Annotated in this window: 15 protein-coding genes; 6 read left to right on the top strand and 9 right to left on the bottom strand. The window is 74.9% G+C overall.

Translation table 11 applies throughout. From position 1 onward, the window contains the following. Positions 1–55: 55 nt before the first annotated feature. The 5 genes from AB0J24_RS23200 to AB0J24_RS23180 all read right to left on the bottom strand — a co-directional run bounded on the left by AB0J24_RS23200 (position 56) and on the right by AB0J24_RS23180 (position 5,064). Entirely contained in the window at positions 56–1,303 is a 1,248-nt protein-coding gene (locus AB0J24_RS23200; protein WP_358684697.1) for a glycosyltransferase, read from the bottom strand. Further along, positions 1,300–2,226, bottom strand: coding sequence for an alpha/beta fold hydrolase (locus AB0J24_RS23195; protein WP_358684694.1), 927 nt, complete (start codon positions 2,224–2,226; stop codon positions 1,300–1,302). The genes AB0J24_RS23200 and AB0J24_RS23195 overlap by 4 nt, the downstream gene beginning before the upstream one ends. After that, the gene (locus tag AB0J24_RS23190; protein ID WP_358684692.1) at positions 2,223–3,659 is read right to left on the bottom strand and encodes an FAD-dependent monooxygenase; all 1,437 of its coding nucleotides are present in this window, start codon (positions 3,657–3,659) and stop codon (positions 2,223–2,225) included. Before AB0J24_RS23190 ends, AB0J24_RS23195 begins: the two co-directional genes overlap by 4 nt. A 204-nt stretch (positions 3,660–3,863) precedes the next feature. Continuing rightward, complete coding sequence (locus AB0J24_RS23185; protein WP_358684690.1) at positions 3,864–4,466, bottom strand: helix-turn-helix domain-containing protein; 603 nt, start codon at positions 4,464–4,466, stop codon at positions 3,864–3,866. Next, the gene (locus AB0J24_RS23180; protein WP_358684688.1) at positions 4,459–5,064 is read right to left on the bottom strand and encodes a TetR family transcriptional regulator; all 606 of its coding nucleotides are present in this window, start codon (positions 5,062–5,064) and stop codon (positions 4,459–4,461) included. Before AB0J24_RS23180 ends, AB0J24_RS23185 begins: the two co-directional genes overlap by 8 nt. 282 nt (positions 5,065–5,346) lie before the next feature. On the opposite strand from AB0J24_RS23180, the gene AB0J24_RS23175 reads away from it, so the two are divergent. Then, a complete protein-coding gene (locus AB0J24_RS23175; protein ID WP_358684686.1) occupies positions 5,347–6,264 on the top strand; it encodes a TIGR03854 family LLM class F420-dependent oxidoreductase in 918 nt (305 codons plus the stop codon). On the opposite strand, the gene AB0J24_RS23170 is transcribed toward AB0J24_RS23175, so the two are convergent. After that, entirely contained in the window at positions 6,265–7,989 is a 1,725-nt protein-coding gene (locus AB0J24_RS23170) for a hypothetical protein (RefSeq protein ID WP_358684684.1), read from the bottom strand. It lies immediately after the preceding gene. 97 nt (positions 7,990–8,086) lie between these two features. Between AB0J24_RS23170 and AB0J24_RS23165 the strand changes: the two genes are divergently transcribed. Then, positions 8,087–8,605 carry a DUF309 domain-containing protein gene (locus AB0J24_RS23165; RefSeq protein ID WP_358684682.1) on the top strand — a complete coding sequence of 173 codons (519 nt, stop codon included), beginning with the start codon at positions 8,087–8,089 and terminating at the stop codon, positions 8,603–8,605. 61 nt (positions 8,606–8,666) lie between these two features. After that, positions 8,667–10,193 (top strand): GDSL-type esterase/lipase family protein, encoded by a 1,527-nt coding sequence (locus tag AB0J24_RS23160; RefSeq protein WP_358684679.1) that lies wholly within the window; start codon positions 8,667–8,669, stop codon positions 10,191–10,193. A gap of 69 nt (positions 10,194–10,262) precedes the next feature. Here the strand turns inward: AB0J24_RS23160 and AB0J24_RS23155 are convergent, their stop codons facing one another. Beyond that, positions 10,263–11,387, bottom strand: coding sequence for an NDMA-dependent alcohol dehydrogenase (locus tag AB0J24_RS23155; RefSeq protein WP_358684677.1), 1,125 nt, complete (start codon positions 11,385–11,387; stop codon positions 10,263–10,265). Positions 11,388–11,508: 121 nt separating this feature from the next. Further along, positions 11,509–12,255, bottom strand: coding sequence for an SDR family NAD(P)-dependent oxidoreductase (locus AB0J24_RS23150; RefSeq protein WP_358684675.1), 747 nt, complete (start codon positions 12,253–12,255; stop codon positions 11,509–11,511). A gap of 63 nt (positions 12,256–12,318) precedes the next feature. On the opposite strand from AB0J24_RS23150, the gene AB0J24_RS23145 reads away from it, so the two are divergent. From AB0J24_RS23145 to AB0J24_RS23135, 3 genes are read left to right on the top strand one after another with little or no spacing between them, the layout of a single operon-like run. Then, complete coding sequence (locus tag AB0J24_RS23145) at positions 12,319–13,167, top strand: shikimate dehydrogenase (protein WP_358684673.1); 849 nt, start codon at positions 12,319–12,321, stop codon at positions 13,165–13,167. Between the two features lie 43 nt (positions 13,168–13,210). Beyond that, on the top strand, positions 13,211–13,570 hold the full coding sequence (locus tag AB0J24_RS23140) for a DUF3253 domain-containing protein (RefSeq protein WP_358684670.1): 360 nt from the start codon (positions 13,211–13,213) through the stop codon (positions 13,568–13,570). Positions 13,571–13,588: 18 nt separating this feature from the next. Beyond that, complete coding sequence (locus AB0J24_RS23135; protein ID WP_358684668.1) at positions 13,589–14,389, top strand: methyltransferase domain-containing protein; 801 nt, start codon at positions 13,589–13,591, stop codon at positions 14,387–14,389. A 4-nt stretch (positions 14,390–14,393) separates the two neighbouring features. Here AB0J24_RS23135 and AB0J24_RS23130 read toward each other — a convergent pair whose 3' ends face one another. Beyond that, positions 14,394–15,113, bottom strand: a complete 720-nt coding sequence (locus AB0J24_RS23130) for a TetR/AcrR family transcriptional regulator C-terminal domain-containing protein (RefSeq protein WP_358684665.1) — start codon at positions 15,111–15,113, stop codon at positions 14,394–14,396. Positions 15,114–15,207: the final 94 nt, after the last annotated feature.

The raw sequence follows: 15,207 nt of genomic DNA, 5'->3' as shown, positions 1-15,207 counted from the left end.
CGGGCCCGGGCGCCCACCGGCCACTCCCGCTCGTCGTGACGCCCCGCCGTCCCGGTCACGGACCGGTCCGTTCCAGCTCCGCGACCAGCGGGCTGTGCGCGATCTCCTCCCGGACGGCCGCGCCGAGCCGCTGCGCCGCCGCGGTCCAGGACGGGGTGTGCAGCAGGTCGTCGACGGCGCGGGCCAGCCGGGCCGGTGACGCGGTCGGGCGCAGCATGCGCCCCGCACCCCGGGCCGTCACCCGGGTCGCGTTGTCCCACTGGTCACGACCGTGCGGGAGGACGAGCAGCGGACGGTCGGCGACCAGGGACTTGAGCACCGTGCCGTGCCCGCCGTGCGTCACCACCAGATCGGCCCGTTCGAGCACCTCGGCGTGCGGGGCCGCGCGCACCACGGTGATCCCGTCGCCGCCGCGGATGCCGGCCGGATCGAGCGCGGGCCCGGTGGTGACCAGGCCACGGACCCGGCACCGGATCAGCGCATCCACCACGTTCTGCAGGCACCGGCGCTGGTCCTGGAAGGTGGAGGAGAGCGCGACCAGCACCAGCGGACCGGTGCCCTCCGGCGCGGACCAGTCGGGTGCCGTGGCCCAGGACGGGTCGTCGAGCACCGGGCCGACGTAGCGGACGCCCGGGTCGAGCCGGGCCGGGAAGTCGAAGCTGCGGGCCGTCAGGACGAGCCGGTGCCGGGCCCGGCGCAGCTGCTCCCACACTCCGCGCAGCGGCGGCAGGCCGAGCCGGGACCGCAGGCCGTTCAGCGGCGGCAGCACGTAGCGGCCCAGGAGCCGCGAGGCCGCCGCCCCGGCGGCCCGGTCCCGGAACCGGCCGAGCGCGGTCCGCCCCGGCCGCCATCCCGTGCCCAGTGGCGGCAGGCCGGGCGCCGGGACCGGGTAGACGTTCGGTATCAACACGTCGTACCGGAGTCCGGCGGCCTCGGCGGCGGCCATCGCGCCGAACGCACCGAACGAGGTGACGACCAGATCGGGCCGGTCCGCCGCGACCTCGACCGAGAGCCGCCCGGCCTGCACCGGGGCCTGGCCGACGAGCATGTGCTCGGCCATGCCGCGGGCCAGCGCCCACGGGGTGCGCAGCTCCCAGTCCCGGAAGCCGGCCGCGGGCGGCGGGCCGCCCGACCCGGGCTCCCACGGGAGGAACTCGGCCCCGGTCGCGGCGACGCCGCGTGCCATCGAGTCGTCGGCGAGCACCCGCACCCGGTGACCGCGGGCGAGCAGGCGGCGGACCGTCCCGAGCTCGGGCGGGACGGTGCCGCCGCCGTCGGTGAGCGCGAACAGGTAGTCGTTCATCCCGCGCCCCGCCCGGGCGCCTCGGCCGCGACGGTGCGCCGGAGGAACTCGACCTGCGTCCGCGCCACCCGGGCCCACAGCTGCGGATCGTCGTAGAACTCCAGGTGCGTCGCCGGGAAGACGCGCAGCTCACCGTGCGGTGCCCGGTCGGCGATCCGGCGGACCAGCGGCAGCGGCGTCTCGGTGTCGAACTCGGCGGCGCAGACCAGCACCGGCACCGGAACCCGGTCGGCGACGTCCCCGGGCCGGTAGCGGAGCATGTCCAGCGCCGCGCCCGGTGCGACCTGCTCGACCCGTTCGACGTCCGGGCCGAGGTCGGTGACGTGCCGGACGGCCTCCGGCGTGGTGACGATCGCGACCTCCCCCGGCCGCCCCACCAGCGGGACGTAGTGCGGTGCCGCCCCCAGGCGGCGACCGAGCCGGTCCCGGACGATGGCGGCGAACAGTCGCGCCGTCGTCCACCTGTTGCGGCCCTCGACCCGGCGCGGGAAACCGTTGAACGGCACCTGCGCGATCACGGCCGCGACCGGGGCGCCGTCGGCCGCGACGTGCACCGCGTGTGCCCCGCCCAGTGACACGCCCCAGACGGCGACCCGGGACGGGTCGACGCCCGGCAACGCGGAGCCGGCGACGATCGCAGCGCGCAGGTCCGCCCGCTGACCGGCCAGGTCGACGACGTGGCGCGGCACGCCCCCGCTCCTGCCGAAGCTGCGGTAGTCGAAGGTGAGCGTCGCGACGCCGGCCTCGGCGAGCGTGTGCGCCTGCATCCGGAGGCGGGCGGCGAGACCGCCGAAGCCCTGACACATGACGACGAGCGGCAGCCGGTCGCCCGCCCCGGCCGGACGGTGCAGCCGCCCGGTGAGTCGAACACCCCCGGAGTCGATGTCGACGTCGTCGATCGTGACACCGGATCCGGCCGTCATCGCCGGGGCCCGTCCGGCGCGCCGAGGTCGACGCCCGGCGCCCCGAGCCGGGCCGCCGCCGCGCCGAGCCCCTCGGTGCCGTCGGCGGCCCAGCCGACGTAGCCGTCCGGCCGGATCAGTGTCGACTGCACCCCGGGGAACCCGGCGACGAGATCGTGGCGCGCCGAGCGCGCCGCCGGTCCGGTGAGTACGAACCGGCCACCCCGGAGCGCCTCGTAGAGCCGGACGCCGTCCGGCCCGACCGCGTCCGGGGCGCGCCGGCCCACCTGCGCACCCGCACCGGCGGCGCGTGGGTAGGCGTACCCGATCCCGGTCAGCAACCCTCGGATCCGGCGGGCCGCAGGGGGCAGCGCGAGGAGGGTCCGCGCGACCCGGTTCCGCACGGCGCGGGCCGGTGCCGCGCGCAGCAGCGCGGCCCGGATCAGCCCCCCGGACAGGCGCAGGACCGTTGCGCCGACCGGACGCCGCTCGGCGTCGTAGGTGTCGAGCAGCGCGGGCGCGGCCCGCCGGTCGAGCACGGCCGCGAGCTTCCAGCTCAGGTTCGCCGCGTCCTGCAGGCCGGTGTTCATACCCTGCCCGCCGGCCGGGGAGTGCACGTGCGCGGCGTCGCCCGCCAGGAACACCCGTCCGCTCCGGTAGGCGGTGACCTGCCGCTCCTCGCTGTGGAAGCGCGAGAGCCAACGCGGGTCGTGCATACCCAGATCGGTCCCGAAGACCCGCCGGGCGACCTCGGTGATCTCGTCGAGCTGCACCGGCGCGTCGTCGGGCAGCTCCGAACCGGCCCGCCGGGCGATCACCCGGTACCAGCCGTCCCCGTAGGGCACGACGAAGCAGAAGCCGTGCCGGTTGCCGTCCACGGTCAGCACATCCGGCGGCGGGTCGCTCATCCGCACGTCGGCGAGCATCAGGGAGCGGACCACCGACTCGCCGGGGAAGTCCAGTCCGAGCTGGTCGCGCACGGTGCTGTGGTGGCCGTCGGCGCCGACGACGTACGCCGCGCCGGTCTCCCCGGGGCGCCCGTCCGGGCCGGTCCAGCCCACCGTGACCCGGTCACCGTGGTCGACGACCCGGTCGACACGCACCCCGCTCCGGAACCGGGCCCCGGCGTCCACCGCCCGCGCGGTCAGCAACCGCTCGACCTCGTACTGGGGTGTGACCAGCAGGAACGGGAACCGGCTGGGCAGGGCGGTCAGATCGATCGAGACGGAGCCGAAGAGCCGGAACTCGTCGACCGTCGCACCCCCGCTGACCAGGTCGTCGGCAAGGCCGCGGGCGTCGAGCTGCTCGAGCGTCCGGGCGTGCACGGCGAACGCCCTGGTCAGCGGGGACTGTTCGGTCCGCCGCTCCAGAACCGTGACGTCCACTCCGGACGCCGCGAGATCACCGGCCAGCAGCAGGGCAGTGGGACCGCCACCCACGACGACGACGCTCATCGCGCACCGCACGGCCGACACGGGTTTCGACAGGGCTGGGACATCACGACGCTCCGGGAGGATGGGCGGAACCACGCTACTTCGCTGAGTGTAGTAATGCAGTCAATGTAGTCAACTCAGGCGGTGCTGTTGTTGTCGTTCCCGGGGCACCGCTCCACAACCATCACGACAGCCATCACGACACCGCCGGACTCGTCCCGCTGGTCACCCGCCCCCGAGTCCGCGCAGCGCGATCTCGACCCCCCGGTGCATCGCCGCCCGCACCCCCTCCGGGGTCTCCCGGGCGCGCAGCGCGACGAGCCCGGCCGCGTACATCGCCTCCATGACGGCCGCGACCGAGACGGTGGCGCCGAGCTCGTCGACCTCCTCCGGGAACGAACGGTGCAGCGCCTGCGCGTAGCGCGCCTCCGCGGCGCCGCGACCGCGGAACATGCTCGCCTGGAAGCGCTGGTCCTGCGCGGCGAGGCGCAGTCGCAGCCAGGCGAGCCGGGCCTCCTGCTCGGGCAGGTCGTCGATCATCGTGTGCGCCGCTCTGGCCAGGGTGTCGACCATGTGCTCACCGGGTCCGGGTGCCGAGAGCACGTCGAGCACGAGCTCCACCCGCGCGGCCGCACCGCCGGTCAGCACGTCCTCCTTGGACGCGAAGTGCAGGAAGAACGTCCGCGGCGTGACGTCGGCCCGCTCGGCTATCTGGGCGACGGTCGTCCCGTCGAACCCCTGCGCCTCGAAGAGTTCGACGGCGGCGTCGATCAGGGCCTGCCGGGTCGCCAGCCTCTTGCGCTCGCGTCGCCCCGGCTGCTCAGCCATTGCGGCGCTTCCCCCACAGCGCGATGTCGACGGCGCGGTGCATCGCGTCCTGGATCGTCGGCACCGCGGCACCGCTGGCGAGCACGGTCGTCGCGGCGGCGTAGGTCGCCGCCATCACCGCGGCGACCAGCGCCGCCGCGCCGATCTCGTCGATCCGGTCGTCGAACCGTTCCCGCAAGGCCGCTGCCAGCAGCTTCTCCGCCTCGAACCGGCGACGCACGCTGTTCGCCCGGATCGACGGGTGCGCACGGGAGAGGTCGTAGCGGACCCGGCCGAGAGCGAGCTCCTCGGGCCGGCCGTCGTCGATCATCAGACGCATCGCTCTGGCCAGCGCGTCCTCCGGACCCTCCCCCGGCACGTGTTCGGCCAGCGCGTCCAGGCCGATCTGCAGCCGCGCGTCGGCGTCACCGGCGAGGACGTCCTCCTTGGTCGGGAAGTGCAGGAAGAACGTCCGGGTGCTGACGTCGGCCCGCTCCGCGATCTCCGCGACCGTGACACCGTCGAAACCGCGCTCGCCGAACAGCTCCAGCGCAGCGGAGACCAACGCCTCCCGCGTCGCCAGCTTCTTGCGTTCCCGGCGGCCCATACCGTCTGACACGCGGCCAGTGTTCCACCCGGTTCCGCTCGGCTGCCGGTTTCGGGCCGCCCGTCACCAGGTGACGAGGAGCTCGTCCGGACCGGCGAACACGCTGTCCCGCCGGGACGGCGACGTCGCGGTCGGACCCGAGCCGCCGTTTCGTCGTCGCAGCCGACCCACCGACACCGGCAGGAGCGGGAGCCAGGGACGCCCGGCCCGCGCGATCTCACCGAGCCGCCCGAGGACTGTGGTCCACTCCCCACGAGCGTGACCCCACAGTGGTCAGGGCGTAACGTGGAGTGAGTGGCCGCTTCCCCGCACGGCAAGGTACGGATCGGCGTCGGGCTGCTGGGGGCACGCTCGCTCCCCGACCTGGGCACCGAGTTCGACGAGCTGCTCGCCGCGCTCGACAAGTCCGCCGTGGACTCCCTCTGGCTCGCCGACCTGCCCTCCACCGGGGTGATCGAGGCGACCGTCGGCAGCACCTGGGCCGCCGCCCGCACCCGGCGGCTGAAGGTCGGCACCGGCGTCACGGTGCTGCCCGGCCGCAACCCGATGCTGTTCGCCGCCGAGCTCGCCTCGCTCGCGGTGCTCGCGCCGAAGCGGATCCTGCCGGTCTTCGGGATCCGTGCCGCGTCCCCGCACGACCGCCAGCTCTACCCGGTGCCGGGACGGCTCGCCGCCGTGTTCGAGGAGTCGGTCACCGTGCTGCGGCGGCTGCTGACCGAGGACTCGGTCACCCATCACGGCGAGTTCTTCACCCTCGACGACGCCTCGATCGTCCCGCGACCGGTGCAACCCCTGGACCTGTGGTTCGGCGGCCGGGCGGAGGCGGGTCTACGCCGCGCCGGGCGGCTCGCCGACGGCTGGCTGGCCAGCTTCCTCACCCCGGCGGAGACGGCGCGCGGTCGCGCCGTGATCGAGCGGGCGGCCGAGGAGGCGGGCCGCACGATCGACGACGACCACTACGGCACCAACGTCTGGGTCGCCGTCCCCGGCACGGACACCGACGCCGCGCTGGCCCGCGCCGCCGCGCAACGCCCGGACGTCGACCCCCGCGAGCTGGTCGGGATCGGCTGGGACGGGGTCGCGGAGCTGATCCGCCGCCACCTCGACGGCGGACTCACCAAGTTCGTCGTGCGCCCGTCCGCCCCGATCCTCGACTGGACCGGCTACCTCGACGAGTTCACCGCCGAGCTGGGGCCGCTGGAGTCCGGCTGATCACCGGGTGACGGTCAGCGCCTCCGTCGAACCGGGACGCAGCGTCCCGCAGCCCGATCGGGGCGCCGAGCTCGCCGCCACCCGGCGCGGCTGGGTGACCTGTTCGGCGTAGCTGGTCGCCGCGGCGAGCCGGGCCGGATCGGTCACGAGGTCCCGGCGCACCAGGTAGCCCGAGTCGGGCGCCACCATGAGCACCGGCAGGTAGCGCTGCGCGGTGCGCGGGTCGTCGAGCAGGCCGGTGTTACGCGCCCAGTTGCCGTGCACCTCGATGAACTCCGGGCGCACCTCGTCGAGCACGTGATCGCGCAGGCCCGCCATGTCGTCGTCGGCGTAGTACCGGGCGAGCGGCGCCGACACCAGACCTGCGAGGTCGACGACCTCGTACCGGCTGGTCAGGGCGGTACCACCGACGTCCGGCGTGGCGATCCGGCCGGTGCGGATGCCGAGGATGTCACCGAACGCGTTCGGCGCCGCCCCCATCCCGACGGCGATCGCGCACAGCGGCACCGTCGGGCCGTTCCGGAAGCCGCGGGCGATCTGCGACCACGACGACGCCGACACCACCAGTGCCACCGCCACCAGCAGTCCGGCGACCACCCGGCCGCGGCCGGTCATCGCACCGGCCGCCCGCTCCGCGGCCAGCACCCCGGTCAGCCCACCCGACACCCAGACCGGTGTCGCGAAACGCTGCAGCCCCATCCAGTCCGGTTCCAACACGGCGTAGGCCCCCAACGCCAGTGCGAACAGGACCAGCAGCACCGCGAGCAGCGGCCGGTGCCGTCCCGGGCGCAGCAGCGCCGCCCCGAGCGCGCCCACCGCGATCGACACCGGCAACCAGCCGACCACCGGCACCAGCTCCACCGGCCGGTCGAGCGCGGCCAGCCCCGGCAGCTCCTGCGCCTTCGCGACCGCCGTGTTCGGCACCCACAGCTCGAAGGTGGCCAGCCGCCAGGCCAGGTAGGCCCCGTACGGCACCGCGAACGCGACGACCGACAGGCCCGCCGCGGCAACCGCCCGTCGCACCGTGCCGCGGCGCAGCAGGAGCACCACGACCAGCGGGTACGCCACCGCGTACACCAGCCCGTCCGGCCGGGTCAACGCCGCGGCCGCGGCGAGCAACCCGGCCGTCACCGCGACACCGGGCGCGGTGAGCCGCTCCCGTGCCACCGCCCGGACCAGCGTCGCCGCCAGTGCCGACGTCACGACCGCCAGCAGTGGGTTCTCCAGCCCGGACGACATCCACACCGCGTACGACGGGACGACCGCCACCAGCGACCCCGCCACCGCGGACACCAGCGCGGCCCGCCACCGGGAGGGAACGACCTCGCGCGCGATCAGGTGGAACGCGACCGCGACCCCGGCGCCGCAGGCCAGCGCCGCGGCCTTGGGGAACAGCACCAGGTCGGACACCCCGAACCAGGTGCCGTGGTCGAACAGCCCGACCACCGAGGCGAGGACCAGCAGGGCCAGCCAGGTGGGATTCGACCAGCCCTCCACGGGGGCCGAACCCGGCTGCAGAACCGGGCCGGCGCCGGCCGCGATCGACCGGGCGTAGGCGAAGGTGATCCCGGCGTCGTCGATCAGCCAGCGGCCGTAGAGCGCCATGTGGCACGCCAGCACCAGGGTGGGTACGCCGACCGCGACCCCCCAGGCCGCCGCGGCGGACCACCTGCCACGCCGGACCGGAGCTGCCGCACGCCGGGCCGGGATCTCGGAGACGAGCACCCGCGGGATTGTGTCGCAAAATCATCATCGGCGGATGTCCGGAGCCCCGCCCGCATCGGGCGTGCCCGGTCGCCGTGCGGATGGCAGGGTCGGAGCCATGACAGCGACCCGCGATCGCGACGACCGCGGCCGTGCCCGCAACGCCCGCCCCCGGGACGCCGCGGGCCGGCCGCTCCCGCACGGCGCGACCGGCGTCGACCGAGTGCCCGAGGATCTCGTCCTACCGCCGGACGAGGCCGTCACCGAGGCCCAGCGGCTGCTCGACGAGGGCCTGCCGTTCCAGGCGCACGAGGTGCTGGAGGGCACCTGGAAGGACTGCGACGACGACGGCCGCGAGCTCTGGCGAGCGCTGGCCCAGCTCGCGGTCGGACTCACCCACGCCCAGCGCGGCAATGCCCGCGGTGCGGTGGCGCTGCTGCGCCGCGGCGCCGAGGGCGTCCGCATCTGGCGGGTGCTCGACCGGGCCGCTCCGGCCGGGCTGGACCTGGCGGGCCTGACCGCGCACGCCGAGTCGCTCGCCTCCGACATCGAGGCGGGCCACGCCGTCGGGCCGGACCGGTTGCGTCCCCGGTTGCGCGGGGGTGCCGTCGGCCACCCCGGTGGTGATCACCCGTGACGCCCGGCGCTCGTCCGGGCACGATGTGGGGCATGCAGCTCCCCGGTGACCCTCGCTGACGGTGCCCGTCAGCTCCGCCCGCACGTCCTGGTTCCGCAGCCTGCTGCGTGAGGCCCGGTCGCTCCCGACCCTGCTGGTGCTCGCCCTGATCGCGGTCGTCGGCGTGCCGCTGGTGATCATGGGAACGCCGGAGAAGCAGGTCGAGGTCTTCGGCCAGCAGGTCGGCGTCGGTGCCCGCGTCCCGCCGCTGACCCTGTCCGGCCCGGCCCAGATCGTCCAGATCGGCAACGCCGAGTTCGATCTCAGCAGCGTGCAGGTCTACGGCCCGATCCGGCCGCGGTTGTCGGTCGGGCCGCTGAAGCGCCCCGAGGACAACGGCCCGGTGCTCGGCCCGCACACCGTCGACGGCGCCGGGGACGCCGTCCGCACGCTCACCGACGGTTTCGCCACCTGGTACCTGTGGGGCGCCGCCGGCATGATCGTCGCGGCGCTGCTGGCGAGCGGGTTGATGGGGTGCGTGCGGCTGCTGGTCGCGCTGCGCCGGGCCCGGCGCCAGGACAGCGAACCCGTGCACTGGGACGATCACGCCGGCCCGATCGGCCGGATGACCACGATCGCGGTGGCCGCGTCGGTGCTGTTGTGGGGCGGTGCCGGTGTCGCCGCGCTGCACGGGACGACGACCGGGCTCGCCTCGATCACCTCGCTGACCGATCTGGTCGGCGCATCTGCGATCACGCCGTCACCGGTCGGCCCACCCGTCACCGGCGTCACCGGCGCGGTCATCGGCGACTCCCGGGCGGCGCGGGTAGGTGGTCCACCCCTCGAACAGCCGGACGGCTCCGTCGCCCCGGACGACGCCGCCTGCGCACGCAGCGCCGACTCCACGGCCGCCGAGCTGTCGCTGCTGCGCGGCGAGCAGGTGCTGAACCTGGCGTGCGCCGGGGCCAGCATCCCCGCCGGGTTGCGTGGGCCGCAGCAGCGCGACGGCGTGACCCTCGATCCCCAGGTCGGGCGGCTCAAGCAGGTACAGGGGCTGCAGTGGGTGGCCGTCGCGATCGGCCCGAACGATCTGGCCTGGTCGGACTTCCTTCTCTACTGCTACGGCTCCGAGACCTGCGACGACCGGCTCGCCGAGGGCGAGTTCGAGTCCCGGCTGGCCGTGTTCGCCCGCGACGTCGGGGCGCTGTTCAGCGACCTGGACGCGCTGCCCGGTGATCCACGGGTCGTCGTCACGCTGTCCTACGACCCGTTCCCGGCGCAGTTCGACCCCACCTGCGCCGACATGCAGGGCCCGCCCGGCGCCGCCGGGCTGGACCAGGACAAGATCGACCTGCTGACCGAGCGGAACCGCAGGCTCAACGACGTGCTGGCCGACGGTGCGGCCCGCTTCGGCTTCACCACCGCGGCACCGAACCTGACCCCGCTCTGCGCCCCGTCCGCCGATCAGCTGGGACCGGACCTGCAGGGCCTGGACCGGCCGGACCCGTTCCACCCGACCGCGGTCGGGTCGTTGCGGATCGCCGCCTCGACGGCCGCGGCCCTGGCGGTCCCGCGCGAGGGCCCGCAGGGCGCCCCCGGATCCCCGTGACCGGTCCGGCGGCACGGGTCGGGCCCCGGTCCTGGCGGGACCGGGGCCCTGGACGTGCCACCGGTGAGGTCAGTAGCGGATGACGCCGCGGACGTTCTTGCCGGCGTGCATGTCCTCGTAGGCGGTGGCGACCTGGTCGAGGGTGTAGGTCGTGGTGACCAGCTCGTCGAGCTTCAGCGCGCCGGAGCGGTAGAGCTCCAGCTGGCGCAGGATGTCCCAGTTCGGGTTGGACATGCCGAACATCGCACCCTGGATCCGCTTCTGGAACAGGGTGACGTCGGCCAGCGAGACCGGCAGCGGCTCGGTCGAGTTGATGTCGCCCAGTGCCGTGACGACGACGGTGCCGGCCTTGCGGATCGAGCCCATCGCCTGCCCGACGTGGTCGGGCTTCAGCACGCCGACGGTGATGATCGTCTGGTCGGCGCCCTGGCCGTTGGTGAACTGCTTGGCCAGCTCGGTGGCCTCCTCCATCGTCTCCACCGCGTGGGTGGCGCCGAGCTGCTGGGCGGTCTCCCGCTTGAGCGCCACCGGGTCGACGGCGATGATGTTGCTGGCGCCGGCGTGCGCGGCGCCCTGCACGGCGTTGATACCGATGCCGCCGATACCCATGACGATCGTGGTGTGTCCGGGCTGGACGCCGCCGGCGTTCACCGCGGAGCCCCAGCCGGTGCCGACGCCGCAACCGACGAGGCAGGCGACCTCGAGCGGGATGTCGTCGGGCACCTTCACGCAGGAGTCCTCCGAGACCAGGGTGGTCTCGCAGAAGGTCGAGATCCCGCACATCTGGCCGACCGGGGTGCCGTCGTCGGCCAGCCGCAGGCGGGTGGTGTTCTCCTCCCACCGGGTGCCGGCGAGCAGCCCGGCGCCCAGGTCGCAGAGGTTCTGCATGCCGCTCGCGCACCAACGGCAGTGCCCGCACGAGGGCAGGAAGGAGAAGACGACGTGATCGCCCTCCTTGAGGCCCTTCTTGTTCGCGCCGGCCCGGGTGACGATGCCCGAGCCCTCATGTCCCCCGGCGAAGGGGTAGGTGCCGACCGGGATGTCCCCGGTGGCGATGTGGTCGTCGGAGTGACAGAGCCCCGACGCCACCATCTTCACCTCGATCTCGCCCGGGCGCGGGTCGTCGAGCTCGAGATCCACGACCTCGAACTTGCCCGGTGCGCTCCGGACCACGGCCCCACGGGTCTGTGCCACTGTGCTCTCCTCCGACGTCGATGTCAGCTCAGGTCGATGCGCACGTGACGATATGACCCGGATCACGGGTTGGGAAGTGCCACACACCGATCACGGCAGGACGTTCGCTCGTGGAACGTCCCTACCGGGGCATCCGGCGCCACACCGCGCGCGGCAGCAGCCGCAGCACCGCGAAGAGCAACCGCAGGGTGCCCGGCACCCAGACGTCGGCGTTCCCGCTGCGACGGCGCAGAGCCGCGACGGTGGCGTCGGCGACCTGCTCCGGGGTAGAGGACAGCGGAGCAGGATGCATCCCCTCGGTCATCCGGCCGATCACGAAGCCGGGCCGGATCAGCACCAGCCGCACCCCGGATCCGTGCAGCGCGTCGGCCAGGCCGGAGGCGAACCCGTCGAGGCCCGCCTTCGCGCTGCCGTAGACGTAGTTGGCCCGCCGTACCCGCACCCCGGCCACCGAGGAGTAGACGACCAGCGTTCCGCTCCCCTGTTCCCGCAGCACCTGCGTCAGCTCGGTGAGCAGGTGAACCTGGGCGAGGTAGTCGGTGTGCACGATCGCCGCCGCGTGCGCCGCGTCGGTCTCGGCGCGGGCCTGGTCGCCGAGCACACCGAAGGCGATCACCGCGACATCGATCCGCCCGTGCCGGGCCCGCACGTCGTCGATCAGCGGGCGGTGCGCCGCGAGATCGTCGGCGTCGAACTCGGCGGTCTCCACGCGGGCGCCCGCCGCGGCCACCCGCGCCGTCTCGGCGTCCAGCTCACCGGCCCGGCGTGCGGCGAGCACCACGGTGCCCGCCTCCCGCCCGGCGAGGCGCTGCGCGACCGCCACCCCGATCTCGCTCCGACCGCCGAACACCAGCACCGTTCCGCTCACCCGCGCAGCCTCCCACCCGGTGCCGCACGGTTCGCCGCGCGGGCGGGCAGGGATACTCCGGGGGTGACGACCTCCGCCCCACCCGGGCGCCGCGCCGCGGTGCTCGGCTCGCCGATCGCCCACAGCCTGTCCCCGGCCCTGCACAACGCCGCCTACACCGCCCTCGGCCTGGTGGACTGGCGCTACGACCGGTTCGAGGTCGACGAGGCCGGCCTGGCCGGGTTCGTCGCCGGGCTGGGCCCGGAGTGGGTGGGCCTGTCGCTGACCATGCCGCTCAAGCGGGTCGTGCTCGACGTCGCCGACACCGTCTCCCCCGGTGCCGCCGCCATCGGCGCCGGCAACACGCTGGTGTTCACCGACGGGGGCAGCACCGTGCACAACACCGACGTCACCGGGATCGCCGAGTCGCTGCGCGCCGCCGGGGCGGGCGCCGGGCGGGCGGTGATCCTCGGTGCCGGCGGGACCGCCCAGGCCGCGCTCGCCGGGTTGCACGACCTGGAGGTCGACGGGATCGACGTCCTGGTCCGCGATGCGAGCCGCTCCGGTGACCTGCAGGCCACCGCGGCCCGGCTCGGCACCGAGGCACGGGTGCACGCGGTGCTCGGTGACCCGGTCGCCGCCGCGACCGTGCTGGACGGGGCCGCCGTCGTCGTCTCCACGCTGCCCGCGGGCGTCGCGGACGTGCTCGCCGGTGCGCGCTGGAGGCCCGGGACCGTGCTGCTCGACGCGGTGTACGCGCCGTGGCCGACCGCCCTCGCGGCCGGTGCCGCCGCGGCCGGGGCGACGATCGTGTCCGGCCTGGAGATGCTGCTGCAGCAGGCGGTCGCACAGGTCGAGCTGATGACCGGCCGGCCGGGGCCGGAGCCCGCGATGCGGGAGGCCCTGGAGGCCGCCGTCCTCGCCCGGAGCTGAGCGTCACCGCGCGCGAGGACCGCACCCGTCCGACCATGGCCGGGTGGAGGCGACGAGCTGCGCGGTGTGCGGGCGCCGGACCGAGGGCCCGGACACGGACCGGTTCTGCTGTGCGGAGTGCCGCGAGCGCGGCCTCCGGCAGGTCGACCGGGACCTGGAGGACGCCATCACCGACCTGCTCGCGCAGCGCCGGGCCGGTGCGACGATCTGCCCGTCCGAAGCGGCCCGACGGGTCGCGCCCGACGGTTGGCGCGACCTGATGGAACCGGTCCGGATGGCGGCGCGACGGCTGGTCGCCGCCGGAGCGGTCGAGATCGTCGCGGGCGGCGCGGTCGTCGACCCGTCGACGGCGAGGGGGCCGGTCCGGATCCGCCGCGCCCGGCCGCACGACCGGGGCGGGTGATCGGGCACGCTGGCCGGTATGCCACCGCGCGACGTCTACACCCACGGCCATCCCGAGATCGTCGTCCGCTCGCACTCCGCCCGCACCGCCGAGGACTCCTGCGGTTACCTGCTGGGGCACCTGGCACCGGGCACGTCGCTGCTCGACGTCGGTTGCGGTCCCGGCAGCATCACCGTCGACCTGGCGGCCCGGGTGGCGCCGGGCCGGGTCCGGGGCGTCGAACTGGTGCCGGAGCCGCTGGAGCAGGCCAGGGCGGCCGCCGCCGACCGCGGCGTCGCCGTCGAGTTCGCCGTCGACGACGCCTACGCCCTGTCCGAACCGGACGACACCTGGGACGTCGTGCACGCCCACCAGGTGCTGCAGCACGTGTCCGACCCGGTCGCGGTGCTGCGTGAGATGCGCCGGGTCGCCCGCCCGGGCGGGCTGGTCGCCGTCCGGGACGCCGACTACGCGGGGTTCCACTGGTGGCCCGCCGATCCTCGGCTGGACCGCTGGCTGGAGCTCTACCGGGCGGTCGCCCGTGGCAACGACGCCGAGCCCGATGCCGGGCGGCGGTTGCTCGGCTGGGCGCACGCAGCCGGGTTCACCGAGGTGGTCCCCTCGGCCGCGGTCTGGTGCTATGCCACACCGGTGCAGCGGGCCGCCTGGGGTGGCATGTGGGCGGACCGGATCCACACCGGCGTCGGGCGGATGGCGCTGGAGCGCGGCCTCGCCGAGCCGGCCGAGCTGACCGCGATCTCGGACGCCTGGCGGGCCTGGGCGGAGCACCCCGACGGCTGGTTCGTCGTCCCGCACGGCGAGCTGCTCTGCCGGGCCTGAGGGGTCAGGGGATCCGGGCGCCCAGCCAGAGCAACAGCATCTCGACGTGCCCCTCGAAGCGCTCGTCGGCGGTGGCCGGCGGGACGTGCCCGAGCGAGCGCAGGTGCGGCAGCTCGTCCTCATTGGCGGCTGCCCGGGTGACCGGCGTGACCTCCTCCGGCGGGCCGTTCCGGGGGTCCGCCGCGGCCGCCCTGGCCTCCCACTCCTCGATCTCGGTGAAACCGGCGACGGTGCCGATGATCAGGTCGCAGCCACGGACCACGTCCTCGGGCGGGAGCCCCGTCGCCAGCAGGAACCCGGCGAGAACCTCCATGTTGCGCAGGGCGGCGGCGCGCACCTCGTCGTCCATCGGGGTGGACGCCACGATCCGCAGCAGCACCGGGTAGCGCCGGTACCAGGCCCGGAGCTCGCGGACGAACCGGGCGAGCCCGTCCTCCCAGCGCTCCGGGTCGTGCGGCCCGTCGGGCCACTCCCGTTCGGCGACGGCGACGGCCGCGGCGAGCGCGTCGTCCCGGTCCCGGACGATCTTGTAGAGCGCGCGCGGGGTCACCGAGAGCCGCTCGGCGATCGATCGCATGGTCACCCGGTCCGCGCCGCGGCCCGCCGCCTCGTCGAGCACTGCGCGACCGATCCGCTCCCGGGTCAGCGTCGGCTCGCCCTTCCGCGGCCTGCCGATCCGCCGGGCGATGCCCGGGGGCCGTCCGGACGTCGGAAGATCGGTCACCGGGCCCACGGTATCGGTGCGGGCCGGGGGTGGACGGGCCGAGGCCGGGAGTCGGCGGGTGCGCACGTGCCCGAGGACGGGCGGTGACTGTCCC

This window comes from Pseudonocardia sp. NPDC049635, from assembly GCF_040659795.1.
Taxonomy (GTDB): Bacteria; Actinomycetota; Actinomycetes; order Mycobacteriales; family Pseudonocardiaceae; genus Pseudonocardia.
Note: the sequence above shows the minus strand (reverse complement) of the source record. Positions and strands in the feature narration are given on the sequence as shown.